22 protein-coding genes are annotated in these 25891 nt (G+C 67.0%); 10 read left to right on the top strand and 12 right to left on the bottom strand.

Features of this window, described 5'->3' with window-relative positions:
* Positions 1–27: 27 nt before the first annotated feature.
* The 3 genes from QZM72_RS12695 to QZM72_RS12685 form a co-directional block, all read right to left on the bottom strand.
* Entirely contained in the window at positions 28–801 is a 774-nt protein-coding gene (locus QZM72_RS12695) for a slipin family protein (RefSeq protein WP_301738264.1), read from the bottom strand.
* The gene (locus QZM72_RS12690; protein ID WP_301738263.1) at positions 798–2354 is read right to left on the bottom strand and encodes a nodulation protein NfeD; all 1557 of its coding nucleotides are present in this window, start codon (positions 2352–2354) and stop codon (positions 798–800) included. Before QZM72_RS12690 ends, QZM72_RS12695 begins: the two co-directional genes overlap by 4 nt.
* Positions 2355–2475: 121 nt before the next feature.
* A complete protein-coding gene (locus QZM72_RS12685; protein WP_011354321.1) occupies positions 2476–3510 on the bottom strand; it encodes an AraC family transcriptional regulator in 1035 nt (344 codons plus the stop codon).
* Between the two features lie 137 nt (positions 3511–3647).
* On the opposite strand from QZM72_RS12685, the gene QZM72_RS12680 reads away from it, so the two are divergent.
* The 6 genes from QZM72_RS12680 to QZM72_RS12655 all read left to right on the top strand — a co-directional run bounded on the left by QZM72_RS12680 (position 3648) and on the right by QZM72_RS12655 (position 11160).
* On the top strand, positions 3648–4781 hold the full coding sequence (locus QZM72_RS12680; protein ID WP_089470627.1) for an acyl-CoA dehydrogenase family protein: 1134 nt from the start codon (positions 3648–3650) through the stop codon (positions 4779–4781).
* A gap of 185 nt (positions 4782–4966) precedes the next feature.
* Positions 4967–6673: an AMP-binding protein gene (locus tag QZM72_RS12675; protein WP_301738262.1), complete on the top strand. Its 1707-nt coding sequence runs from the start codon at positions 4967–4969 to the stop codon at positions 6671–6673.
* Between the two features lie 112 nt (positions 6674–6785).
* Positions 6786–8315, top strand: a complete 1530-nt coding sequence (locus QZM72_RS12670) for a CoA-acylating methylmalonate-semialdehyde dehydrogenase (protein WP_301738261.1) — start codon at positions 6786–6788, stop codon at positions 8313–8315.
* Between the two features lie 18 nt (positions 8316–8333).
* On the top strand, positions 8334–9233 hold the full coding sequence (mmsB, locus tag QZM72_RS12665) for a 3-hydroxyisobutyrate dehydrogenase (RefSeq protein ID WP_301738260.1): 900 nt from the start codon (positions 8334–8336) through the stop codon (positions 9231–9233).
* The gene (locus QZM72_RS12660) at positions 9233–10024 is read left to right on the top strand and encodes an enoyl-CoA hydratase (RefSeq protein ID WP_301738259.1); all 792 of its coding nucleotides are present in this window, start codon (positions 9233–9235) and stop codon (positions 10022–10024) included. The genes mmsB and QZM72_RS12660 overlap by 1 nt, the downstream gene beginning before the upstream one ends.
* Entirely contained in the window at positions 10021–11160 is a 1140-nt protein-coding gene (locus QZM72_RS12655; RefSeq protein WP_301738258.1) for an enoyl-CoA hydratase/isomerase family protein, read from the top strand. The genes QZM72_RS12660 and QZM72_RS12655 overlap by 4 nt, the downstream gene beginning before the upstream one ends.
* Before the next feature lie 51 nt (positions 11161–11211).
* Here QZM72_RS12655 and QZM72_RS12650 read toward each other — a convergent pair whose 3' ends face one another.
* Positions 11212–12132: a LysR family transcriptional regulator gene (locus QZM72_RS12650; RefSeq protein WP_301738257.1), complete on the bottom strand. Its 921-nt coding sequence runs from the start codon at positions 12130–12132 to the stop codon at positions 11212–11214.
* A 185-nt stretch (positions 12133–12317) separates the two neighbouring features.
* On the opposite strand from QZM72_RS12650, the gene QZM72_RS12645 reads away from it, so the two are divergent.
* Positions 12318–13856, top strand: a complete 1539-nt coding sequence (locus QZM72_RS12645) for an MFS transporter (RefSeq protein WP_301738256.1) — start codon at positions 12318–12320, stop codon at positions 13854–13856.
* A 36-nt stretch (positions 13857–13892) separates the two neighbouring features.
* Here QZM72_RS12645 and QZM72_RS12640 read toward each other — a convergent pair whose 3' ends face one another.
* From QZM72_RS12640 to QZM72_RS12620, 5 genes are all read right to left on the bottom strand, one after another.
* Positions 13893–15272, bottom strand: coding sequence for an efflux transporter outer membrane subunit (locus QZM72_RS12640; protein WP_301738255.1), 1380 nt, complete (start codon positions 15270–15272; stop codon positions 13893–13895).
* Between the two features lie 6 nt (positions 15273–15278).
* Positions 15279–17336, bottom strand: a complete 2058-nt coding sequence (locus tag QZM72_RS12635) for a MacB family efflux pump subunit (protein ID WP_301738253.1) — start codon at positions 17334–17336, stop codon at positions 15279–15281.
* A 2-nt stretch (positions 17337–17338) separates the two neighbouring features.
* The gene (gene macA / locus QZM72_RS12630; RefSeq protein ID WP_301738252.1) at positions 17339–18520 is read right to left on the bottom strand and encodes a macrolide transporter subunit MacA; all 1182 of its coding nucleotides are present in this window, start codon (positions 18518–18520) and stop codon (positions 17339–17341) included.
* 329 nt (positions 18521–18849) lie between these two features.
* Positions 18850–19665 carry a DsbC family protein gene (locus QZM72_RS12625; RefSeq protein WP_301738251.1) on the bottom strand — a complete coding sequence of 272 codons (816 nt, stop codon included), beginning with the start codon at positions 19663–19665 and terminating at the stop codon, positions 18850–18852.
* Complete coding sequence (locus QZM72_RS12620) at positions 19652–20314, bottom strand: DUF3658 domain-containing protein (RefSeq protein ID WP_301738250.1); 663 nt, start codon at positions 20312–20314, stop codon at positions 19652–19654. Before QZM72_RS12620 ends, QZM72_RS12625 begins: the two co-directional genes overlap by 14 nt.
* A 60-nt stretch (positions 20315–20374) precedes the next feature.
* Between QZM72_RS12620 and QZM72_RS12615 the strand changes: the two genes are divergently transcribed.
* Complete coding sequence (locus tag QZM72_RS12615; RefSeq protein ID WP_179233499.1) at positions 20375–20641, top strand: hypothetical protein; 267 nt, start codon at positions 20375–20377, stop codon at positions 20639–20641.
* A 793-nt stretch (positions 20642–21434) separates the two neighbouring features.
* On the opposite strand, the gene QZM72_RS12610 is transcribed toward QZM72_RS12615, so the two are convergent.
* The 3 genes from QZM72_RS12610 to QZM72_RS12600 form a co-directional block, all read right to left on the bottom strand.
* On the bottom strand, positions 21435–22016 hold the full coding sequence (locus QZM72_RS12610) for an HD domain-containing protein (protein ID WP_301738249.1): 582 nt from the start codon (positions 22014–22016) through the stop codon (positions 21435–21437).
* A 79-nt stretch (positions 22017–22095) separates the two neighbouring features.
* Positions 22096–22662 carry a helix-turn-helix transcriptional regulator gene (locus QZM72_RS12605; protein ID WP_301738248.1) on the bottom strand — a complete coding sequence of 189 codons (567 nt, stop codon included), beginning with the start codon at positions 22660–22662 and terminating at the stop codon, positions 22096–22098.
* A gap of 47 nt (positions 22663–22709) precedes the next feature.
* A complete protein-coding gene (locus tag QZM72_RS12600) occupies positions 22710–23348 on the bottom strand; it encodes a hypothetical protein (protein WP_089470305.1) in 639 nt (212 codons plus the stop codon).
* A gap of 345 nt (positions 23349–23693) precedes the next feature.
* Here QZM72_RS12600 and QZM72_RS12595 point away from each other — a divergent pair, with 345 nt between their 5' ends.
* On the top strand, positions 23694–25097 hold the full coding sequence (locus QZM72_RS12595) for an HdeD family acid-resistance protein (protein WP_301738247.1): 1404 nt from the start codon (positions 23694–23696) through the stop codon (positions 25095–25097).
* A gap of 94 nt (positions 25098–25191) precedes the next feature.
* Entirely contained in the window at positions 25192–25776 is a 585-nt protein-coding gene (locus QZM72_RS12590; protein WP_301738246.1) for a hypothetical protein, read from the top strand.
* The last annotated feature ends 115 nt before the right edge of the window (positions 25777–25891 follow it).

The following is a 25891-nucleotide window of genomic DNA, read 5'->3' as shown; positions in this document are numbered from 1 at the left end:
CATCGGCCGCAGCCGCCGCAGCGCGTCTCAATGCTCGCGCGGCGGCCCCAGCCGATCCAGCAACGCGCCCAGCAGATCGACCGGCAACGGAAACACGATCGTCGAATTCTTGTCCGCGGCGATCGTCGTCAGCGTCTGCAAATAGCGCAACTGCATCGCCTGCGGTTGCTGCGCGAGCCGCTGCGCGGCCTGCAGCAGCTTCTCCGACGCCTGCAATTCGCCCTCCGCATGAATCACCTTCGCGCGCCGCTCGCGTTCGGCTTCGGCCTGCCGCGCGATCGCGCGGCTCATCGTTTCGTTCAGGTCGACGTGCTTGATCTCGACCGTCGACACCTTGATCCCCCACGCATCGGTCTGCGCGTCGAGCGTCTTCTGGATGTCCGCGTTCAATTGCTCGCGCTCGGCGAGCAGCGCGTCGAGTTCGTGCTTGCCGAGCACCGCGCGCAGCGTCGTCTGCGCGAGCTGGCTCGTCGCCTCGAAGAAGCGCGCGACCTGGATCACGGCCTTTTCGGGATCGACGACGCGGAAATACACGACCGCATTGACCTTCACCGACACGTTGTCGCGCGTGATCACGTCCTGCGCCGGCACGTCGAACACGACGGTGCGCAGGTCGATCCGCACGACCTGCTGGACGATCGGAATGATCAGTACGAGCCCCGGCCCCTTCACCTTCCAGAACCGGCCGAGCATGAACACGACGCCGCGCTCGTACTCGCGAAAGATGCGGATCGACGACGCGACGAGCACCACGACGAAGACGACCAGGACACTGCTGAAGCCGAACGTGTAACCGATCATGAAGGTTCTCCGTGGGGATGGGCGGGGGCGGGCGCGTCGTAGAGCGGCGCGACCGTCAGCGTCAGCCCGTGGCGGCCGGTCACGCGCACGCGGCAGCCGGCGGCCAGCGGCATGCTGCTCGCCACGCGCCAGCGCTCGCCGTGCACGCGCGCCCAGCCGGCGGCCGACGGCGGTGCGCCGGCCGCGCCGTGCGGCTGCGGCTGGTCCGGCTGCAGGCCGTCGTCGAGCACTTCGCCGATGCTGCCGAGCATCGCCTCGGCGCCGGTCACGACCGGGCGGCGGCGCGCGCGCAGCGCGACGCTCGACACGCCTGCGACGAGCAGCCCGCCGCCGAGCGCGAGGCTCGCGATCACGGGCCACGGAATGCCGTAGCCGGGCACGTCGGTGTCGATCAGCATCAGCGCGCCGATCGTGAACGCGACGATGCCGCCGAAGCCGAGCACGCCGAAGGTCGGCAGGAACGCCTCGGCGACGAGGCAGCCGAGCCCGAGCAGCACAAGCCCGAGGCCCGCATAGCTGATCGGCAGCAACTGCATCGCGAACAGCCCGACCAGCAGGCAGATCGTGCCGGCGACGCCCGGCAGCACGAAGCCGGGGTTCGCGAATTCGAAGAACAGGCCGTAGATGCCGATCGTCAGCAGGATCAGCGCGACGTTCGGATCGGCGATGATCGCGAGGAACCGGCTGCGCCAGTCGGGCGCGAGCACGACGAGCGGCGCATGCGCGGTCGCGAGATGCAGCGTGCCGGCGGTCGTGGTCACCGCGCGGCCGTCGAGCTCGCGCGCGAGATCGGCCGGGTCCTGCGCGATCAGGTCGACCACCTGCTGCGCGCGCGCCTCGCTCGCCGACAGGCTTACGGCTTCCCGCACCGCGCGCTCGGCCCATTCGGCATTGCGCCCGCGCAACTGCGCGAGGCCGCGGATGTACGCGGACGCGTCCTGCATCGCCTTGCGGATCTCGGTCGATTGCGTGTCGGTCGGCAGCGCGGCCGCCGTGGCGGACGCGTCAGATGTGCCCGCCGCACCGGTCGGTCGCGGCGCACCGGGATTGGCGCCCGGCGGCGCGGCGCCGCCGATGCCGAACTGCACGGGCGACGCCGCGCCGAGGTTGGTGCCGGGCGCCATCGCCGCGAAGTGGCTCGCATAGACGATGTAGGTGCCCGCGCTCGCCGCCCGCGCGCCGCCCGGCGCGACGAACGCGGCGACCGGCACCGGCGAGCCGAGGATGGCCTTGACGATTTGCCGCATCGACGTATCGAGGCCGCCGGGCGTGTCGAGCTGGAGGATCGCGAGCGGCGCGTGCTCGCGGGCCGCGCGGTCGAGCGAACGCACGATGAAATCGGCGCTGGCCGGGCCGATCGCGCCGTTGACGGGAATCACGACGACCGGATGCGCGGCGGGCACGTCGGCCGATGGCGGCGCGGCGAGCGCGGCGCATACGACGAGCAGCGCCGCGAACAGCGCGGCGCGCGCGACCCGCGCGGACAGCGGGTGACGGGGCCGGCCGCCGGGCGCGGCAGGCACAGGCGGCGGCTCATGACGGTGAAAACGCATCGGGACGTCCGGGCGGCGCACGGCCGCGTACCGTCCGGCTTGCGAAAAGGGCGTGGGCCCGATGCTTGAAGATTAGGCGGTTTCGGCGGAAAGCGCGAAGTGGTGGCCGCGCCGGCCGGCGTCAGCTTGCGCCGCCGCCGCGCGCGAGCACTTCGTCGCGATAGTCGGCCGGGCTGCGCCCGCTCCATTTGCGGAACGCGCGGTAGAACGCGCTCGGCTCGGCGAACCCGGTCGCGGCCGCGACGTCGGCGATCGTGCGGGCGGGGTCGGCGAGCGCCTCGAACGCGAGATCGCGCCGCAGCGTGTCCTTGATCGACTGGTACGCGTGGCCTTCCTGGTGCAGCTTGCGGCGCAGCGTGGCCTCGGCCACGTGCAGCCGCGCGGCCATCCCGCCCGCGCCCGGCCACGCGGCGGGCGGCATCCCGCGCAGCACCGCGCGCACGCGCTGCGCGAGCGCGTTCGGGTTGCGGTACTTGACGATGAAGCTGGCCGGCGCGTTGCGCAGGAACGTCTTCAGCGTCTTCGCGTTCTGCACGACCGGCAGCGTCGCGAATTCGGGATCGAAATCGACATACGAATCGGGCTCGTTGAAACGCATGTCGTCGCAGAACATCGACGGGTATTCGTGGTCGGCGGGCGGCGTGTCGCAGCGGAAGCTCGCGTGCAGCAGCGGAATGCGCCGGCCGATCAGCCAGCAGGTGAGCCCGTACACGATGATGAAATAGGTCGCGTACGTGAACATCGCCGGCGTCGCGCCGTTGTTGCGGTGCACGAAACGCAGCCGCACGCGCTGTGGATTCGCGTCGAGTTCCGCATGGAGGTCGTCGAGCACGCAGTGCATGAAGTTCACCGCGCGCGCCATCGCATGCAGCCCGTCGCGCGCGGACAGCGCCGCCTGGCTCATCGCGATGAAGCTGCCGCTGCGCATCGGGTGGCGATCCTGCCCGAAAAACTCGTCGTCGAGCGTGCGTGCGATCGCGTTCCACAGCGCGCCGTATTGCTGCGCGGACACGCGTGCGCGCGGCTGGCCGAGCAGCGCCGGCGCGATGCCGGCCTGCGCGAGCAGCGGCTCGGCCGCGACGCCGCGCCGCGTAGCGAGCGCGACGCTGTATGCGACGAGGCTGATCGCAACGGTTCCCTTGTCTTCCTGCTTCATCGGTGTCGCCGGTGTGGCAAAAACGCTCAGTGTAAATGAGCGACGCGAGCATCGAACAGTCGCGCGCGCTTGCCTACACTTGTTGCATCGAAACGCAAGGACGGTCGCGCCCGGCGGCCGCGGGAGACAGCAGCACCATGGACGAGCTTTACACCGAAGACCAGCGGATGATCCGCGACGCCGCGCGCGCCTTTGCCACCGAGATGCTGGCGCCGAACGCCGCGCAGTGGGACCACGATGCGCGCCTGCCCGACGCGATCGTCGCGCAGCTCGGCGAGCTCGGCCTGCTCGGGATGATCGTGCCGCAGGAACTGGGCGGCTCGTATACGGACTACGTCGCCTATGCGTTGGCGATGGAGGAAGTGGCGGCCGGCGACGCCGCGTGCGCGACGATGATGAGCGTGCACAACTCGGTCGGCTGCGGGCCGATCCTCGGCTTCGGCACGCCCGCGCAGAAGGATCGCTGGCTGGCCGACATGGCGGCCGGCCGCGTGATCGGCGCATTCTGCCTGACCGAGCCGCATGCGGGTTCCGAGGCGAACAACCTGCGCACGCGGGCCGAACTGCGCGACGGCCAATGGGTGCTGAACGGCGCGAAGCAGTTCGTGACCAACGGCCAGCGCGCCGGTGTGGCGATCGTTTTTGCCATGACAGACCCGGAAGCCGGCAAGCGCGGCATTTCCGCGTTCCTGGTGCCGACCGACACGCCGGGCTTCATCGTCGGCAAGCCCGAGAAGAAGATGGGCATTCGCGCGTCGGATACGTGCCCGATCACGTTCGAGAACTGCGCGATTCCGGAAGCGAACCTGCTCGGCAATCGCGGCGAAGGGCTGAAGATCGCGTTGTCGAACCTCGAAGGCGGGCGCATCGGCATCGCCGCGCAGGCGCTCGGCATCGCCCGTGCCGCGTTCGACAAGGCGCGCCGCTATGCGGGCGAGCGCGTGCAGTTCGGCAAGCCGATCGCCGAACATCAGGCGATCCAGCAGAAGCTTGCCGACATGGCCGTGCAGATCAACGCCGCGCGCCTGCTCGTGCATCACGCGGCGAAGCTGCGCACGGCCGGGTTGCCGTGCCTGTCGGAAGCGTCGCAGGCGAAGCTGTTCGCGTCCGAGATGGCCGAGCGCGTGTGTTCGGATGCGATCCAGATCCACGGCGGCTACGGCTACCTGGCCGATTACGAAGTCGAGCGTCATTATCGCGACGCGCGCATCACGCAGATTTACGAAGGCACCAGCGAAGTGCAGCGGATGGTGATCGCCCGGCAGCTTTGAGCCGCGGCGCGCGCCGTCCGACACCACGCAATCGAACAAGCAGGCACACGAAGCAGGCAGGAAGGCAGCGCGGCGAACGCGGCACGCAACGACGTGACCGTGCGCCGTGCGACACGGAACGGCGCAGGTGCCGCGGCACCTGCGCCGGTTGACCGCTGGGCATGGAGACTGGACGGAGACGACACATGACGGTACAGGCATTCCTGGACGCACGCGACTTTCTGCTGCGCCATCGCACCGATTACGACACCGCATACCGCGATTTCTTATGGCCGGTGCTCGATGCGTTCAACTGGGCGCTCGACTACTTCGACCCGATGGCGCGCGGCAACGACCAGCCCGCGCTGTGGATCGTCGACGCGGCGACCGGCACCGGCGATCCGTACTCGTTCGCGCAGATGTCCGAGCGTTCGTCGCGGATCGCGAACTGGCTGCGTTCGATCGGCGTCGTGCGCGGCGACCGCATTCTGCTGATGCTGCCGAACCGGGTCGAGCTGTGGGATGCGATGCTGGCCGCGATGAAGCTCGGCGCGATCGTGCTGCCCGCCACCACGCAACTGTCGCCCGACGACGTGCGCGACCGCGTGCAGATCGGCGGCGCGACCTACGCGATCGTCGACGAAAACGAAACCGCGAAGTTCGAGCAGGCCGGCCTCGGCCTCAAGCAGAAGATCGTCGCCGGCGCGCCGCGCGAAGGCTGGCTCGCGATGAACGACGGCTACGCGGCAAGCGCCGCGTTCGAGCCGGATGCCGTCACGCACGCGAACGATCCGATGCTGCTGTACTTCACGTCGGGCACGACGTCGAAGCCGAAGCTCGTGGAGCACACGCACCGCACCTATCCGGTCGGCCATCTGTCGACGATGTACTGGGTCGGCCTTCAGCCGGGCGACATCCACTGGAACATCAGCTCGCCGGGCTGGGCGAAGCACGCGTGGAGCTGCTTCTTCGCGCCGTGGAATGCGCAGGCCTGCGTGTTCGCATTCAACTATGCGCGTTTCGAGCCGAAGGTCGTGCTCGATGCGCTCGTCAAATACCGGGTGACGACGCTGTGCGCGCCGCCGACCGTGTGGCGCATGCTCGTGCAGCAGCCGCTCGCGTCGTTCGACGTGAAACTGCGCGAGATCGTCGGCGCGGGCGAGCCGCTGAATCCGGAGATCATCGAGCGCGTGAAGAAGGCGTGGAACATTTCGATTCGCGACGGCTACGGCCAGACCGAGACGACCTGCCTGATCGGTAACTCGCCGGGCCAGCCGGTCGTCGCCGGTTCGATGGGCCGGCCGCTGCCCGGCTACCGGATCGCGCTGCTCGACCCGGACGGCGCGCCGGTGACCGAAGGCGAGGTCGCGCTGCCGATCGGCGACGACGTCACGCGCCCGGTCGGGCTGATGAAAGGCTATGCGAACAATCCCGACGCGACGGCCCACGCGATGCGCGACGGCCACTACCGCACGTCGGACATCGCGATGCGCCGCGACGACGGCTACTACGTCTATATCGGCCGCGCGGACGACGTGTTCAAGTCGTCCGACTATCGGCTGAGCCCGTTCGAACTGGAAAGCGTGCTGATCGAGCATCCGGCGATCGCCGAGGCGGCCGTCGTGCCGAGCCCGGACCCGGTGCGGCTGTCGGTGCCGAAGACGTTCATCACGCTGCGCCAGGGCTATGAAGCAAGCCCTGCGCTCGCACTGGAGATTTTCCGTTTCTCGCGCGAGAAGCTGGCGCCGTACAAGCGTATTCGCCGCCTGCAATTCGCGGAGCTGCCGAAGACGATCTCGGGGAAGATCCGCCGCGTCGAGCTGCGCCGCCGCGAGATCGAGCGCGGCGACGATGCCAGCGCGCGCATGCCCGGCGAGTACTGGGAAGAAGATTTCGCCGCCGAACTGAAATGACCGGCCGCGGGCCGCGCGCCGCATTTTTCGGCGCGCCGTCCGCAGCCGCACTGAATCGAACCGGCCGCGCGTTGCCTGATGCCACGCGGCTCACTGCAAGGAGAAAACGCTGATGAACGCGAATCCGACGCCCCGCACGGGGCAAGACGTGCCGACGGTCAAGCTGCTGATCGACGGCGCTTTCGTCGAGTCCGCCACGAGCGAGTGGCGCGACGTCGTCAACCCGGCGACGCAGCAGGTGCTCGCGCGCGTGCCGTTCGCGACCGTCGCGGAAGTCGACGCGGCGGTGCGGGCCGCGCACGCCGCGTATGCGACGTGGAAGAACACGCCGATTTCCGCGCGCATGCGCATCATGCTGAAGTTCCAGGATCTGGTGCGCGCGAACCAGCCGCGCATCGCGAAGACGCTGACGGCCGAGCAGGGCAAGACGATTCCCGATGCCGAAGGCGACATCTTCCGCGGCCTCGAAGTGGTCGAGCACGCGTGCTCGGTCGGTACGCTGCAGCTCGGCGAATTCGCGGAGAACGTCGCGGGCGGCGTCGACACCTACACGCTGCGTCAGCCGATCGGCGTGTGCGCGGGCATCACGCCGTTCAACTTCCCTGCGATGATTCCGCTGTGGATGTTCCCGATGGCGATCGTGTGCGGCAACACGTTCGTGCTGAAGCCGTCCGAGCAGGACCCGATGTCGACGATGGAACTCGTCGAACTGGCGATCGAGGCCGGCGTACCGAAAGGTGTACTGAACGTCGTGCACGGCGGCAAGGAAGTGGTCGATGCGATCTGCACGCATCCGCTCGTGAAGGCGATTTCATTCGTCGGCTCGACGGCCGTCGGCACGCACGTGTACAACCTCGGCAGCCAGCACGGCAAGCGCGTGCAGTCGATGATGGGCGCGAAGAACCACGCGATCGTGCTGCCCGACGCGAACCGCGAGCAGGCGATCAATGCGCTCGTCGGCGCGGGCTTCGGCGCGGCCGGCCAGCGCTGCATGGCGACTTCCGTCGCGGTGCTCGTCGGCAGCGCGCGCGAATGGCTGCCCGATCTCGTCGCGAAGGCGAAGACGCTGAAGGTCAACGCGGGCTCCGAAGCGGGCACCGACGTCGGGCCGGTGGTGTCGCGCGGCGCGAAGGCGCGGATTCTGTCGCTGATCGACATGGGCATCAAGGAAGGCGCGAAGCTCGAACTCGACGGCCGCGACGTGAAGGTCGCGGGCTTCGAGGAAGGCAACTTCATCGGCCCGACGATCTTCTCCGGCGTGACGACCGACATGTCGATCTACACGCATGAAATCTTCGGCCCCGTGCTGGTCGTGATGGAGGTCGACACGCTCGACGAAGCGATCGCGCTCGTCAACGCGAACCCGATGGGCAACGGCGTGGGCATCTTCACGCAGAGCGGCGCGGCCGCACGCAAGTTCCAGAGCGAGATCGACGTTGGGCAGGTCGGCATCAACATCCCGATCCCTGTGCCCGTGCCGTTTTTCAGCTTCACCGGTTCGCGCGGCTCCAAGCTCGGCGATCTCGGCCCGTACGGCAAGCAGGTCGTGCAGTTCTACACGCAGACCAAGACGGTCACCGCGCGCTGGTTCGACGACGACACGACGGCCGGCCCGGTGAACACGACGATCCGGCTGCATTGAGCGGCGGAGGAAACCAACATGAAGATCGGATTTATCGGCCTCGGCCACATGGGCGCGCCGATGGCGCTGAACCTGCTGAAAGCCGGCCATGACGTGCACGCGTTCGACCTGAGCGCCGACGCGTTGCGCGCGCTGCAGGACGCCGGCGCGCAGGTGGCAGCTTCCCCGCGCGACGCGGCATCGGGCGCGACGTTCGTGATCACGATGCTGCCGGCCGCGCCGCACGTGCGCTCGGTGCTCGCCGGCGAGAACGGCGTGCTGGCCGGCCTCGGCGCGGGCGCGACCGTGATCGATTCGAGCACGATCGACCCGGCGAGCGCGCAGGCGTTCGGCGCGCTGGTGCGCGAGCACGGCGGCGCGTTCGTCGATGCGCCGGTGTCGGGCGGCACCGGCGGCGCGGCGGCAGGCACCTTGACCTTCATGGTCGGCGGCAGCGACGCGGATTTCGAACGCGTGAAGCCGGTGCTCGCCGGGATGGGCAAGAACATCGTCCATTGCGGCGCGACCGGGATGGGGCAGGTCGCGAAGGTCTGCAACAATCTCGTGCTCGGCATCTCGATGGCGGCGGTGTCGGAAGCGATGTCGCTCGGCGTCGCGCTCGGCATCGACCCGAAGGTGCTGGCCGGCATCGTCAACACGTCGACGGGCCGCTGCTGGAGTTCCGACACCTACAACCCGTATCCGGGCGTGATCGAGACCGCGCCGTCGTCGCGCGGCTACACGGGCGGCTTCGGCACCGACCTGATGCTGAAGGATCTCGGCCTCGCGAACGATGCGGCGAAGCAGGCGCACCAGCCCGTCTATCTCGGCGCGCTCGCGCAGCAGCTGTACCAGACGATGAGCAGCCGCGGCGACGGCCAGCTCGATTTCTCGGCGGTGATCCGCTTGTACCAACCGGCCACCAAGAAGGACGCGTAATGATCGAACTCGACTACGTCGACGACGGCGCGATCGCGTGCGCGACGCTCAAGCGTCCGCCCGCGAACGCCTTTACCGCCGACGGGCTGCAGCAATTGCAGCAAACCGTCGCCGAACTGAATGCGAACCCGCGCGTGCGCGCGCTGGTGATCACCGGCGACGGCCCGAAATTCTTCAGCGCGGGCGCCGACCTCAACACGTTCGCCAACGGCGACCGCGCGGTCGCGCGTGCGATGGCGTCGCGTTTCGGCGCGGCGTTCGAGGCGCTGCACGACGCGCGCGTCGTGACGATCGCGGCGATCAACGGCTATGCGATGGGCGGCGGTCTCGAATGCGCGCTCGCGTGCGACCTGCGGATCGCCGAGACGCATGCGCAGATGGCGCTGCCCGAACCGTCGGTTGGCCTGCTGCCGTGCGGGCTCGGTACGCAGACGCTGCCCTGGCTCGTCGGCGAAGGCTGGGCGAAGAAGATCATCCTGACCGGCGCGCGCGTCGATGCGGCCACCGCGCTGCGGATCGGCCTCGTCGAGGACGTGGTGGAAAGCGGCGCCGCGCGCGATGCGGCGCTCGCGCTGGCGCGCAACGTCGCGCGGCAAAGCCCGCACGCGGTCGCCTACAGCAAGGAGCTGATCGGCCTCGCGCGCCGCGGCGTACCGCGCGGCGCGGCGCTTGCCGTCGAGCGCGAACGCTTCGTCGACCTGTTCGACACGGCCGATCCGCGCGAAGGCGTGGCGGCGTTCCTGGGCAAGCGCGTGCCGCAATGGCATACCGATGGAGAGCCGCAACGATGAGTACGCCGGTGACGAATCACGACGCATTCGCGGAGCATGCGCCCGAGGTGCTGTTTCGCGTGGTGAACCGCGTGGCGCTGATCACGCTGAACCGGCCGGCCGCGCTCAACGCGCTGTCGTACGCGATGATCGGCGAACTCGCGGCGCTGTTCGAGCGCTGCCGCCACGACGACCAGATCGTCGCGGTCGTGCTGCGCGGCGCGGGCGAGAAGGGCTTCTGCGCGGGCGGCGACGTGCGTGCGTTGTACAAGATGGTCGCGCAGCGCGAAACGTGGCTGCCGTTCTTCGTCGACGAATACCGGCTCGACTACGCGATCCACGCGTTCCCGAAGCCGGTAGTCGCGCTGATGGACGGCGTGACGATGGGCGGCGGCATGGGCCTCGCGCAGGGCGCAGCGCTGCGTGTCGCGACCGAGCGCAGCAGGATCGCGATGCCGGAAACGCGCATCGGCCTCGTGCCTGACGTGGGCGCGACGCATTTCCTGTCGCGCATGCCGGTCGAACTCGAACTGTACGTGGGGCTGACCGGCGCGATGCTGTCGGGCGCCGACGCGCTGAGCGCGAAGCTCGCGGATCTGTGCGTGCCGTCCGCGTGGCTCGACACGTTCGAGACGCGCATCGAAAGCGTCAAGTGGGACGGCGACGCGCTGCCGTTGCTGCGCAAGGTGTTCGAGCCGCCGTGCAACGTGGTGCCGCATGCGGCGCTCGACAGCCAGATGCCGTGGATCGTCCGCCACTTCGACAAGCGCTCGACCGTCGAGCGGATCGTCGCGACGCTCACGCAGGATCTGGCGCGCGACGAACTGGCGCGCGAGCAACGCCAATGGCTGCAGGCGACGCTCGATGCGCTCGCGAGCCATTCGCCGACGATGCTCGCCGTGACGCGCGAGGCGCTGCTGCGCGGCCGGCAGATGACGCTCGCGGAATCGTTCCGGATGGAGCTCGGCATCGTCGCGCGGGCGATCGAGGAAGGCGATTTCTGCGAAGGCGTGCGCGCGCATCTCGTCGACAAGGATCGCAAGCCGCGCTGGGCGCCCGCATCGCTCGTCGAGTTGCGCGCCGAACGCGTGCGGCATTTCCTGACGTCGCCGTGGAAGCTGTTCGCGCATCCGCTCGCCGATCTCGGCGCGGCGTGACCCTGGCGTGATGGCCCGACGCGCCGCGCGGCGCGTCGGTTTCCACTCGTCTCAGCGCGCTTCGTCCGGGCGTTCGATCATCGGCGGCACCGCCTGCACGAGCGCGTCGATCACGCAGCGGGTCTTGCGCGGCAGGTAGCGCGTCTTCGGCCAGATCGCGTGAATGTCGCCTTCGCAGACGAAGCAGCGATCGAGCACGACCACCATCTCCCCGCGCTTCACGTAATGGTCGAGCAGCCAGCTCGGCACCCAGGCGATCCCGAACCCGGCCGCGCCGGCCGCGGCGATCGCCTGCACGTCGTCGAAACTCAGTTGATGCGGCATGTCGATCCGCACCGTCGAGCCGTCCGGCGCGCGCAAATCCCACGGCTGCACCACGCCCGAACGCGAATACGCGATCGTCCGGTGATGCTTCAGATCGTCGAGCGTTTTCGGCATCCCGTAGCGCGCGAGATACGATGGCGCCGCGCCGAGGCTGCCGTATTGCGTGCCGAGCCGCCGCACCGCGAGGCTCGTGCTGTCCGCGAGCGTGCCGATCCGCACCGCGAGATCGATCCCTTCCTCGACGAGATCGACGAAGCGGTCGGTGATCGATACGTCGATCCGCAGGTGCGGGTAAGTGCGCGCCAGGTCGAGCACGATGGGTGTCACGCAGTGATGCCCGAACGCGAGCGGCACGCTCAGCCGCAGCTTGCCGCGCGCCTCGTGGCGGCCGCAGTCGAGATCGGCTTCCGCCGCTTCCAGCTCCGCCAGCGCGCGCACGCAGCGGTCGTAGTACGCCTGGCCGTCGTCGGTCAGGCTCTGGCTGCGCGTCGTGCGCTGCAGCAGCCGTGCGCCGAGCCGCTTCTCGAGCCGCGCGATCGCCTTGCCGACCGCCGAGCGCGTCATGTCGAGCCGCTCCGCGGCCAGCGCGAAGCTGCCCGATTCCACGACCTGGACGAAGGTCGTGACGCCGTCGAGTCTGTCGGTCATCGTGAGTTGCGTGTTGGGTCGATTGGGTCCTGAGATTCCCCAGTGCACGGAAATGCGTGCGTCAATGGGGAGGGAGATTCTCACTATAGTACCGATTCCCGCTCAGCGTGCGTGGCCGGCCGCACGCGGCGAATCCTACTCACCTGGAGGCGCGCGGCCTGTCGCCGGGCCGCCGCGCAATACGCATGACGCTATCCGACTCCCGCAGGAATGCGGTCGCGCTCGCGGCCGTTTGTCTCACGTCGCTGATGTTCGGCCTCGAGATCTCGAGCGTGCCGGTGATCCTGCCGACGCTCGAACACGTGCTGCATGGCGATTTCAACGGCATGCAGTGGATCATGAACGCGTACACGATCGCGTGTACGACGGTGTTGATGGCGGCCGGCACGCTCGCGGACCGGTTCGGCCGCAAGCGCGTGTACGTGGTCGGCACCGTGCTGTTCGGCGCGACGTCGCTGCTGTGCGGGCTCGCACCGAACGTGCCGGTGCTCGTCGCGGGCCGGCTGTTGCAGGGCGCGAGCGGCGGCGCGATGCTGATCTGCCAGATCGCGGTGCTGTCGCATCAGTTCCGCGAAGGGCGCGAGCGCGGCCGCGCGTTCGGGATCTGGGGGATCGTGTTCGGCATCGGGCTCGGGTTCGGGCCGATCGTCGGCGGCGTGATCGTCGCGCTGGCGAGCTGGCCGTGGGTGTTCCTCGTCCATGCGCCGCTCGCGGCCGTCGCGCTCGTGCTGATCGGCGGCGCGGTGCAGGAATCGCGCGATCCGCATGCGGGCGCGCTCGACGTCGCGGGCATCGTCACGCTGTCGCTCGCGGTGCTCGGCCTCGCGTTCTACATTACCCAAAGCGCCGAACTCGGGCTCACGAGCGGGGCCGGCCTCGGCGTGCTCGGCGCGACCGTGCTCGCGGTAATCGGCTTCGTCATCGCGGAGCGCGCCAGCGCGCGGCCGATGTTCGACTTCTCGGTGTTCCGGATCCGCGCGTTCACCGGCGCGATCTTCGGCTCGATGGGGATGAACTTCAGCTTCTGGCCATTCATGATCTACCTGCCGATCTGGTTCCAGGTCGCGCTCGGCTACGACAGCGTGACGGCCGGCCTCGCGTTGCTCGCGTACACGCTGCCGACGCTGATCGCGCCGCCGTTCGGCGAACGGCTCGCGCTGCGCTACGGGCCGGGCGTCGTGATTCCGGGCGGCCTGTTCACGATCGCGGCCGGTTTCGTGCTGATGCGGCTCGGCAGCGCGGCCGATCATGCGAGCTGGCTGACGATGCTGCCGGGCTGTGTGATCGCCGGCATCGGGCTCGGCCTGACGAACACGCCCGTCACCAACACGACGACGGGCGCGGTGCCGAGCGCGCGGGCCGGGATGGCGTCGGGCATCGACATGAGCGCGCGGATGATCTCGCTCGCGCTGAACATCGCGACGATGGGCTTCGTGCTGGTGGCGGGGATCGTCGCGAGCCTGAAGGGCGGGCCGGCCGGCGCGATCGGCGACGCGGCGCTGCGCCGGCTCGCGCAGGAAATCGCGTCGGGCCGCACCGACGGGCTGCTGGCGATCGCGCCGGCGCTCGCGCAGGCCGACCCGGGCGGCGCGGCGCTGCACGCGGCGCTTGTGCAGGGCTTCGGCTGGGTGATGGTGTACGGTGCGGCCGGCGTGGCCGTGCTCGCGGCCGCGAGCGCGGTGGCGTTCGCGCCGGCGCGGCGCGGGGCCGCCGTGTGTGAATGACTCGGCCGGCGCGCGGCGCGTGGTGTGCAACGGTGGTCAGGAAGTCCCGCCGCCGAGCGCGCGGTACAGCTTCATCTGGTTGTTGAGCCGGTTCAGGCGCGTCAGTTCGTCGGCGCTTTGCGCACTCCTCAGCACCTGCTGCTGGTCGAGCCACGGTTGCACGGCGGTCGCGCCGGCCGCGAAGCGCGCGGCGGCGAGCCGTTCGGCGCGCTGCGCCTGCGCGAGCGACAGCGCGCGCTGTTCGGCTTCGCGTTCGAGCTGCACGCGCGCCGACAGCGCATTCTCGACTTCCGCGAGCGCCGTGTAGAGCCGCTGGCGGAATCCGGCCACCGCTTCCTCGTATTGCGACTTCGACACCCTGATCTGCAACTGCATCGTGTTCCACTGAATGAACGGCAGCGCGAGGCCGAGCCCGAGCGTGCCGACCGGGTTCGTCAGCACGCGCTCGAGGCTCGTGCTCGTCGTGCCGGCGCTGCCGGTCAGCGTGAAGGTCGGGTAGAAGCTCGCGCGGGTCGCGTCGACCTGCGCGAGCGACTCGCGCAGCCGGAATTCCGCCGCACGCAGGTCCGGGCGCCGGCCGAGCAGGCTGGCCGGCAGACCGGCCGCCACGTCGGGCGGTGCGGCGTCGGGCAGCGCCGCCGGTTCGGCCGCGAGTTGCTGCGGCGGCCGGTCGAACAGGATCGCGAGCGCGTGGCGGTTTTCGGTGCGCTGCTGGATCAGCTGCGTCTGCGCCGCGCGCTGCGCGGCGAGGCTCTGTTCGGCCTGCGCGAGGTCGAGCCCCGACACGGCGCCGGCCGTATGCCGCGACCGCACCAGCGCGAGCGTGCGCGCCGCATATGCGATGTTCGCGTCGCCGAGCGCGATCTGCCGGTTCAGATAGCCGAGCTGCCAGTACAGCGCTGCGGTCGTGCCGATCAGCGACAGCCGCGCGGCTTCGAGATCGGCGGCCGTCGCGTCGGCTTCCCAGCGCGCGGCATCGCGCAGCGCGGCGAGCCGGCCCCACAGGTCGATTTCGTAGCTGAGCGAACCGTTGATACCGCTCGAGCGGCTCGTCCGGTGCGTATCAAGCGTGCGCGACACGGCGCCGTTCGCGCCGAGCGTCACGTTGGGCGTCAGGTTCGTATCGACGAGCCCGGCCTGCAACTGCGCGCGATACACGCGGATCGCCGCGATCGCGAGGTCGCTGTTGGCGCGCAGCGCGTCGTCGATCAACGCGTCGAGTTGCGGATCGCCGAAGCTGCGCCACCAGTCGCGCGTGGCGGCCGGCGCGTCGGCCGCGACCGGCGCGGCCCAGTTCGCGGGCATCGCGACGGCCGGCAGCGGATCGTGGCGCGCACCCGCACAGCCGGCGAGCAGCGCGGCCGCGCACGCGAATGCGCCGAGCCGACGTGGCGGGAAGGAATGCGTGATGGCCATGTTTCGTCAGTCGCGCGCGAGCGCATCGATCGGATCGAGCCGCGACGCGTTGCGCGCCGGCATGAACCCGAAAATCACACCGGTGAGCGTCGAGCATACGAACGCGGTCATGATCGCGCCGGCCGAGAACACCATCTTCCATTGCGCGACGAACATCGAGAACAATGCGCCAAGCCCGAACGACAGCGCGATGCCGATCGTGCCGCCGAGCAGGCACACGAGCACGGCCTCGACGAGGAACTGCTGCAGGATGTCGGACTGGCGCGCGCCGATCGCCATCCGGATGCCGATCTCGCGCGTGCGCTCGGTGACCGACACCAGCATGATGTTCATCACGCCGATCCCGCCGACGACGAGCGAGATCACCGCGATCAGCGACAGCAGCAGCGTCAGCGACTGGCCGGTTTTCTCGACGGTCTTGACCACGCTGTCCATGTTGTACGTGAAGAAGTCCTTGCGGCCGTGGCGCTGGATCATCAGCGTCTCGAGGCTTTTCTCGGCGGCGGCGCTCGGCTGCCCGTCGCGCACGCGCACGGTGATGCTGTCGAGATAGCGCTGGCCGAACAGGCGTCCGCTCGCGGTCGTGTACGGCAGCCATACGTTCAGGCTCTTCACGCTGCCGAATGCGCTTTTCTTGTCGGCGGTCACGCCGATCACGACGCACGGCACGTTGTCGACCAGGATCGCTTCGCCGACCGGATTGCGCGTTGCGCCGAACAGCTTGCGGCGCGTGTTCTGGTCGATCACCGCGACCTGCGCCTGGCGGCGCACCGCATCGTCGTCGAACGGGACGCCGAGCGCGAAACGCATTCCGCGCGCGTGGAAGTAGCTGTCGCCGACGCCGCTCACGAGCGCATGGACGTCGATGTTGCGGTAGCGCAGCAGCAGCGTGCGCGACGTTTCGGGCGTCGCGCTGTCGACGTACGGCTGCTCGGCGAGCGCGGCGACGTCGGCGGGCACGAGCGTCTGGATCGTGTCCGCGCGGCTGTCGCCCCAGTCGGTGCCCGGATAGAGGCTGATCGTATTGGTGCCGATGCTGCCGATCTCTTCGAGCATGTAGCGTTTCGCGCCTTCGCCGATCGCGACGATCGATACGACCGACGTGATGCCGATGATGATGCCGAGCATCGTCAGCAGCGTGCGCAGCCGGTGCGACACGAGCGCGATCCACGCCATCCGGCACGCTTCGGCGAAGCGACCGGTGCCGGCTGCGAAGCGTCGGGCGCGCGGGGCCGTGCCGGCGTCGGCGTCGGGGTTGGCGTCGGTGCTGGCGGGCAGCGCTGCATTGTCGGAAGCCCGTGCAGCGGGCGTGTCGGCGGCCGTTTCGGCGGTTGTGGCCGCGCCGACGCCGGCTTCATCGAGCGCCACCGCGTAATGACGATTCGGCCGGTCGGCGACGATCTCGCCGTCGCTGATCTCGACGATGCGCCGCGCATGGCGCGCCACGGCCTTGTCGTGCGTGACGATCACGATCGTATGGCCGAGCGCGTTCAGCTCGTGCAGGATGCGGATCACGTCCTGGCCGCTTTTCGTGTCGAGCGCGCCGGTCGGTTCGTCCGCGAGGATCACCTGGCCGCCGTTCATCAGTGCGCGCGCGATGCTCACGCGCTGCTGCTGGCCGCCGGACAGTTGCCCGGGCCGGTGATGCGCGCGATCCGCGAGACCGAGGCGCGCGAGCAGCGCGCGGGCGCGGGCGTACCGCTCGGCATGCGGAGTGCCCGCATAGATCGCCGGCATTTCGAGGTTCGCGACCGCGTCGACGTGCGGCAGCAGGTGATAGCGCTGGAACACGAAGCCGAAGTGTTCGCGGCGCAACTGCGCGAGCTCGTCGCTGTCGAGCATGTGCGTGTCGCGCCCGCCGACCGTGTACGTGCCTTCGCTCGGATGGTCGAGGCAGCCGAGGATGTTCATCAGCGTCGACTTGCCGGAGCCCGACGCGCCGACGATCGCGACGATCTCGCCCGCATCGATCGACAGGTTGACGTCGTTCAGGACGACGACGTCCTTGTCGCCGGCCGGAAAGCGCCGCGTGACGGCGGCGAGTTTGAGCAGGGGCTGGCGCATCGTCACACCACGTCCGCCAGCGCTACGCGTTCGTCCGCCGATGCTTCGCCGATTACCACGCGCTCGCCGTCCTTCAGGCCGGCCAGCACTTCGACGCGCACGTTGTTGTTGATGCCGATGCGGATATGGCGCGTTTCCGTGCTGCCGTCGGCGCGCAGCACGCGTACCGCGACGGTGCCGTCCTTGCGCTTCTCGCCGAGCGCGGCGGCCGGAATGATCAGCGCGTTGCGCGCGTCGCCGAGCACGATGTTGACCTGCGCGGTCATCGCGATGCGTAGCCGGTGCCCGGGATTCGGCACGTCGAACAGCGCGTTGTAGAACACCGCGGCGTTCGGCTTCGCGCTGCCGCCGCCGAGCGGGCTTTGCGCGTCGGCGTAGTTCTGGGGCGCCGGTTCGATCGCGCGCAGCTTGCCGTAGTGCCGCTTGTCCGGTTCGCCGAGGCTCGTGAAATACGCGGTCTGGCCGGCGCTCACGCGAACCACGTCGGCTTCCGACACCTGTGCCTTCACGGTCATCGTGTCGAGATTCGCGAGCTTCAGGATCACCGGCGCCTGCTGCTGCGCGATCACGGTCTGGCCTTCCTGCGTGACGATCGCGACGACCTGTCCGTCGATCGGCGCGACGATGCGCGTGTAGCCGAGGTTGGCCTGCGCAGTCTCGATCTGGATGCGCGCCGAACGGATCTGCGCGGCGAGCGACGCGAGGGTCGCCCGCTGCACGTCGAGCGTCGCCTTCGCGGCCTCGAACGATTCGCGCGACGTCGCGTCGTCGGGCAGCATCGCCTGCTGGCGGCTAAACGCGAGTTCGGCTTGCGTCAGCTGCGCAGCCGCCGATTGCTGCTGCGCGCGCAGGCTTTCTTCGCTGGCGCGCGCCTGGCGCAGCGCGTTTTCCGAGATCACGGGATCGATCTCGGCGAGCCACTGGCCCTTCGTGACCTTGTCGCCGAGCTTGACCTTCAGCGTTTTCAACTGCCCCGACACCTGCGCGCCGACGTCGACCTGCCGGAACGCCTGCAGCGCGCCGGTCGCGAGCACCGCGTTCTCGAGATCGCCGCGCGTGACGGGCGCGGATAGGTATTGCGGATGCTTGCTCGGCGTGGCTAGCGTTATTGCTACGACAGCGGTAGCAATGGTGGCACCGCTGATGGCCAGCACAGTGAGCCGGCGGCGTGTCTTCTTATTCATGCGAATACGGGGTTGGTGAGTCGGGCGGCGGTAGTGTGGATGGCCAATCGACGTGGTCCTGTAATCGTGGCATGCAGTGCAGATCGATACAGGAGCCGGATGGATGCCGCGCGGCGGTGCAGGTTCGAGTCAGGCGGCCATGATAATCGAGGTGATTTCGTGAATTCGTGTAGGAATTGTGCTGAATTGTGGCGGCAGTTCTGCGGCGTGGCTGCCCCGTTTTGTCGGCATTTCTATCCATGAAATGGCAGGTCAGTACAAGGGTGCGGACAGGATCGTCACCTGGATTCGATCCGCGCTACCGTAATCGCGGAATGCCCCTTCAAACTTCAGGGGCGGGATGGGGTTCCAAGTTCCACGTGGTGATTGCGATCAATCTTGTCAGCCAAATCTTTCCCGGAAATAAATCCCGCGACTCTTTCTCCGGAAGGCAGGAACGTGGTGGGTGTTCCCCTGATGTTGAGCTTCTTTCCCAGTGAAAGGAGTTCTTTTGTGATGGTGGGCTGGCAACGCTTGCGGGGGACAGTGGTTTTCCCTCTTTCGCCCCATTGCTTCCATGCTTGGAGTCGGTTGTCGGCGCACAGAATGATTTCGGATTTGATGGCGGAGTCCGCAGAAAGCACTGGATACAGAAAAATATATACGGTTGCGTTGGGAACCTTGCCTAGCTCGGGACTCATTTTCTTGCAAAACGAGCAGTTCGGATCGAAGAAAGTAGCGATCACGCGCTCTCCGGCTCCATTTTTTTGTTTGATGGCGTATTGGAATGGAAGGTCATTGATGTTTATGCTGTTAATCTTATTGAGTTGTGTCTCTGTTATGTTTTCCTGGCTGTTGGTATCGAACAGATTACCGATAATAATGTGCGATGCCGATGAATTGCTGTAGAAAATTTGTGAATTTGCCGTGACTTCATATAGTCCGTCGATTTTTGACGGCATAACGTGCTCTATCTTCAATTCGGGAAGTTTGGTTTGCAATTTTCGTTGCAAGTTCGCTTCTACATCGGCGGCAACCGCCTCGGTGTGCGCTGTTGTGAGCGCGACTGTAAAGAGTGATGTCAGGAGGGATTTTAGATTATTCGGCATGACGTGCTGAAGCTGAAATTTGCTTGGCTGAGGAATGGGAATGTCAGGAACTCGCAATTCGTATCTGCGTTTGCGTGATGCTGACTTCAGCTTGTTTCTCGATGATGCCATTCAAGAAGAATTTCTCGAGTCGATGATAGAGAAAAATGTCTCCCGGAAAATCACGTCTTTCCGAGTGGATTTTTTCCATTATGCGCAATGCCACTATCGGCGTGGACTCCCACTTCCTAGTCATGGAATTGATGATGTATTCGTCGAAATCTGTTGATCGGAACGATTGAATTTTTCCAATTTGATTGATCATTCTGAAGTCGGAATTTTCCTCAACCAGGGCCCCCCATTCTGCGATATATGGGTTGAAATCGTTCGATTTTCTTTCGGCTGCATTGTCGAGAAGCTCGGCGAGATTGAAGAAATTCTCCACAACTGGATGGGCGCACTTTTCCGGGATCGAAATCAACAGAAAATCGCGTGGAGTATCATGGCTTATCCAGTGTATGAAATTCGCATATTCGATTGATGATAATGGATTTACCCATGCACATATTTTGATCGACTCGTTGGTGGGGATGGTAGGGATGTCGATGGTCAGGTCGTTTGGGATATATCCAAAATTATCGGAAAACCACGCCGACAGTGTCGAAATGTTGCGTTCTTTGAGAGGGCCGAGGTGCCAGTTTCCGCCAATAAGAACGTGTGACCCCATCAATCGTCCGTCCGAAATTGCAGATGCAATGACATTGGACGTGATGTCCGAGAATGATGCGTGGACCAAATTTTGGTGATCTTTGTTTCGGAGCATTGGTATACCTTGATCCTGGGTAGAAACTTCAACTTCGTCGCGAGCGAACGACGGATTTTTGTGCGGTTGAGCGACATCGACATGACTACTCGCGACGAAGCACATCACTGTCGTTATACGGCGCAACCGCTGATCATCGGCCACCATCCATTCGAGCGATTGCAGTTATTCAAGCAATCTGCGCATCGTGTCATGCCAGCCGTGCTGCCGGGTCTGCTGCCGTATCGCTGAATGCACATTGTGTAGAAAACAGAGCAACTTGTGAATGCTCGTTGATTGGACGTGTTCGGACCTTCGAGGATTTTGCTCGCAAGCCCGTCGGCTGCAGCACTGCCAGGATGAATCAAGGCAACGACGATGCCAAAGGCGACTGCAGCCGATCTGGTGGTCTTTCGAGTGAAGAAGCTTTGCTTGGAATGCATCGAAACCTCCTTTGTGGCGGGTTGAGGAAAGGCGATGATTGCTTGATGCAATGGGTATGTTTTTGAGATTTATTTGCCGATGTCAATTTAGTATTCCTGTGTTTCGTAGATTAATTTTTAGAGGGGCGATTTTTCAAGGATTTATTTTTTTGAGATAATCAAATTGTTGCTGATTGTCATTTTTATTAAATTTGTCAATTCGGACTGGTTGGCGTTTTCGAATTCCAATGAGAGTTGATTCGGTATCCTCGCGAGCGGCAGGGCCAAGAGGTTTCGCTTATCCGGGCAGGAAATTGGAGCGCCGTTGGGGAGTGGCGTGGATGTTGTGTCCGATCCGGCAAAAGCAGCGGGCGGACTGCCCGGATGGAGGCGAAGGCATCGAACAGATGGCGTTCGCGTGGGGTGCACGGTAGGGAAGGCGGGCAGATATGGTGCCCGTCCGTGCTGGTGCCGAATGCGACGCGCGGCGGCTTGCCAGTCGTGTCGGTCGAACATGGCTTCCGGGTGGAGAGGTTCGCGCGCCGCTAGTGACTACGGATGTACCGAACAGTTGGCGACGGGTACGACAACAGGATGCCTCGTGCTACCGCCGTGCCGCGACCTTACGCGCGGTCTCCGCCCGCGCCGATCCTGCGCTGCGTATCGGCGTCGACGATCTCGCGGATCGCACGGAACAACGGTGCGGCGTCGGTGTAGCGCCGGCCGTAGCCGAGATTGAACGCATAGTCGAAATCGGGCGGATTGCTGCCCTGGTTGTGCTGCAGGATCGTTTCGAGCTTGTCGAGCGCCTTCGCCGCGCGGGCCTCCGGCGACGCGGCCGCCTCGTATTCGTCCCACAGCGCGACGATCTCGTCGCGCAGCGTGCGGTCGAGCGACGCGGTCAGCGTCAGCAGATCGTCGCGTTCATGTGCGCTCTTGTCGGGGTGCGCGGCTTGCTCGATCGCGGGGATGTCGCCGTGCAGCGCCTCGCCGAGGTCGTGGACGACGCACAGCTTCAGCAGCTTCAGCGTGTCGACGCCGGGCAACGCATCGGCGAACACGAGCGCCATCAGGCACAGCCGCCAGCTGTGCTCGGCCGTGCTTTCCGCGCGTCCGGCGGATGTGTAGCCGCTGCGCAGCACGTTCTTCAGGCGTTCGGCTTCGCGCAGGAAATCGAGCCGTGCGTGGATCGTGTCGGGATTCATGGTCGGTGTCCTTGCGATGAGCCATCAAGCGTACGCGGGCCGGCCGCGCTGCGTCCACGCATGAAATATGCGCGGTGCGTCAGTCGGCGTCGAGCGTTTCCACGAGCCGCGCGGCCGAGCCGTCGGATAGCGTCATCCGCGTCCACCGGCATCGGCTGCCGCGAATCGGCACGACGCGCGACGCATTCGCGCCGGTGTCGAATTCCACGCTCGGCGGCCCCGCGCGATCATGCCAGCCGAGCGGGTCGAGCGCGGCTTCCATGCGCACGATTTCCGGCGTCGCGTAGCGCCACAGCGACGTGCCGAGCAGCGTCGAAAGCGGCTGCGAGAACTCGGTCGCGCGGGCCGGCGAACCGGCGAGCAGACGGTGCGTGAGGTCGCAGACGAGATGCATGCGGCCCGCGCTGCCGGCGATCAGCCGCGCGAGCGCGCGGTCGCCCGCCGAATCGAGGCGCGCGGCGAGCAGCCGTTCGGCCGTCGCGCGCTCGTCGGGCGACATCTGCTGAAGGCCGGCCTCCCAGCGCGAAATCGTCGATTGCGCGACGCCGAACAGTTCGGCCGCGTGGCTTTGCTTCACGCGGTGCAGCGCGCGCCAGCGCTTCAGTTGCGGGCCGAGCGAGGACGAATGAAGCGGTGAGGCGGTCATGGCGATGCTCCTGTTGCGGCCGTGCCGGGCGCGCCGTTACAGCGCCGTTACATGATCCGGATGCCGCCGCTTGCCTGGATCGCGATTGCCGCGAACGGCACGAGCACGATGCCGCCCAGCACGAGTACGCCGTCGGCGGCCACCGTGATCGGCGTCGCGAGAATCCGCAGACCCATGCCGACGACGGACGGCGATTCCTTGATGTACACCGAGTACGGGCGGTTGAAGGGTTGCGCGGCCGCCTTGTCCTTCTCGACGAAGCCTTCCGTCGAGTAGCGCTTGCCTTCGATGTCGCCTTCGAGCACGAGGCCGGCCGGCTCGCTGGCGAAGCCGTCGGCGGAGGCGGCCCGGCGATCGTCGTCCGATGCGTCGTTCGGCAGCACGATCCGGTAATGCCCGGTGACGCTGCCGCCGCTCGCATGAAAGTCCGCGAATGTCGTGCGTACCGATTTCCGGTAGCCGGACAGCAGGACGGGCCGCAGTCGCGCCGGCAGCTCGAAGATGTAGTGGTAGCGCGTGCCGAGGACGACCAGTTTCTTGCCGTCTTCGGTCATCATGAAGGCGGATACGTGTTCGCTGTACCCGTCGTTCTTGTACAGTTTCGGCGTGAAGCAGCCCGACAGCGCAACGCTGCTCGCGGCGACGCCGGCGGCCAGCAGGCGCCGGCGCGTGATGGATAGGCTCATTTCTTGTTGTCCCGTCTGTGCGGTTCGGTTTGGTTGGGTGGCTTTCGCCCTCGGAAGCCGGATTCTCGCGTATTCGCCGCACGTTGTCGAACCGGGAATCTGTCATGGCGGCGGGCAGCCGTGCGCATCCGCACGCCATCGACACCGTTTTCGCGACGCTTTCAACCGGTCCCGCCATATCTTATTATTCGGCCAGAGCGGTGCGTGCCGGCCGCATCGATCATGTCGACGACATGACGGGCCGGCAACGATGGCCGCCTTCCGGCCGGCGCGTCGCCCGATGCGCGGTCGGCACGACAGGGAACGCGAGGCCGCGCGTGTCCCGAAAGAAGAGATGAGGGCGCAATGGTACGACTGGTGTTGCTGCTGCTGGGCATCGAATATCTGCGAACCCGCTGGCGCGGGCTGACCGTGCTCGGCTGGCTGTGGGTCGTCGCGGGTGTCGGCATTTTCGTCGACGCACTCGACGGTGCGCTGCATTTTCCGATCGAGCTGTTCGCGTGGCTGTTCCTGATCGAAGGGCTCGCGACGCTCGCGGTGGCCGGCAGCGGTGTCGGCGGGCAACGCATCCTGCGCTACGTGAAGGGCCTCGCGGTCGTGGTGGCCGCGGGGCTCGTGTTTGCCGGCCATCATCACGGCCACTTCCTGCTGTCGATGATCTTCGGCACGCTGTTTCTCGTCGACGGGCTGCTCCAGTGCACGTCCGCATGGATGGTCCGCTATCGCCGCTGGCACGTCGCGTTCGCGTGGGGCGTCGTCGAGATCCTGCTAGCGATCTTCTTCTTCCAGCCGTACCCGACGCACTACGCGGGCACCGTGCCGTACTGCCTCGGCCTGCTGCTGATGTTCGGCGGCATGCACCTGCTGAGCCTCGCCGCACGCGTGCGGCGGCTGACGCGCAACCCGGCGTTCGTGACCTCGCCCGCGCCGGCGCTCGCGCCGGATCTCGACGATGCGCAGGGCCTGCCGCAGTTCGCGCAATCCGAATGGGACGGCCCGCCTGCCGACGGCGAGCGGGCGCTCACCGTGCACGTATGGACGCCGACCGGCACGTCGAAGGCCGAAGCGCAGCGCTATCCGGTGATCGACCGCTACATCGCGGCGGTGGACGTCAACGGCGTGATCTCGACCGGCCATGCGGCGCTGGAATCGCCGGAGGGCATCTACATCAGCCTGTATCCGGGCGTCGAAATCGATCGTTCTCCGGACGAATTCACGCGCATCCTGCGCGCGACGCGCGAGAACGACGTGCCCGGCCTGTTCCAGCCCGACTATGCGACCGAGTCGAAAGCGTGGTGCCCGTCGACCGTGCGCGTGCGCATTCGCAACTACGATCCGGCCAAGCTCGATGCGTTCTGGTCGTCGTACCGGCGGAACACGACGTACAACCTCACGTACCGCAACTGCTCGAGCACCGTGTCGAATGCGCTCGAGGCCGCGCTCGACGGCGCGGTGTGGCGGCTGAAGGGCGCGCGGGCCGGGTGGGGCGCGTTCGTGCGGCTGCTGCTCACGCCCGAGCTGTGGGTGGCCGCACAGATCCGCAAGCGCGCGGTGACGATGGCGTGGACGCCCGGGCTCACGCTCGACTATGCGCGCGCCCTCAGCATGCTCGCCGATCCGCGTCCGTTCGCGTGGTGGAAGGTCGCGCGCTCGGCGGTGAGCGCGATCATGGCGTCGCGCCGCGCGTGGCGCGAGCAGGACAGCGCGGCGCTGTCGCCAGGCGGCTCGGAGGCGGCGTCGATGAAGTGAAACGCGTGGCGCCGGACGAGGGCCCGGCATCACGAGGGGCGCTACCGGGCGGCCCGGCGAGAGTGCCCGCTATAACCACTCACGGACGACGACGATGAACGAGACGAGAGCGTTCCGCATCCTGACTCCCGCCGCGCTGACGCTGGTGCTGGCGCTGGCCACTGCCGGCCTCGCGCAGGCGGACACGGACGAAGTGCCGCGCATGAGCAACGACGTGTACCGGATGTCGGTGTCGTTCTGCTCGCACGTCGCGGCCGCCGAGAAGATCGCGTGCCAGGGCGACATGATCGCCGCGGGCAGCCGGATCGTCGCGGCGATCGGCGGCCTGCCGCCGGCTTCCGCCGCCGCGATCGACGAAGGCGCGCGCAACAAGCTGCCGCCGGCCGAGCGCAACGGGATCGAGCCCGTCGAGCCGGCCGCGATCGACAAGGACGACACGCTGGCCGGCCTCGCCGGCATGGTGCGCCTGTGCGACGTGTACGAGCCGGAACCGGCGGCGCGGGCGCGGCATCACGCTGCGCTGCAGCAGAAGGCGCCCGATGCCGCGGCGCGTGTCGAGGCATTGCTGGCCGATCCGTCGACGGCCGCGCGTCGGCGCGTCAGCGTCGGCGTGTGGCAGATCCTCTCGCTCGAGGGCCCCGAGGCGTCGGCGCGCGCGTGCACGCAACTCGGCACCTGAGCGAGCCGCGCATTCTTTCGTGCACCTTCACATTCGTGCCACGTTGCGGCGGCAACAATCGCGGGCAGACATTCGACAATCTTGCGGCGCATCCCGCGACCGCAAGCCTTTTCCG

The sequence above is a fragment of the Burkholderia sp. AU45388 genome (genome assembly GCF_030481585.1).
Classification (GTDB): Bacteria; Pseudomonadota; Gammaproteobacteria; order Burkholderiales; family Burkholderiaceae; genus Burkholderia; species Burkholderia sola.
Note: the sequence above shows the minus strand (reverse complement) of the source record. Positions and strands in the feature narration are given on the sequence as shown.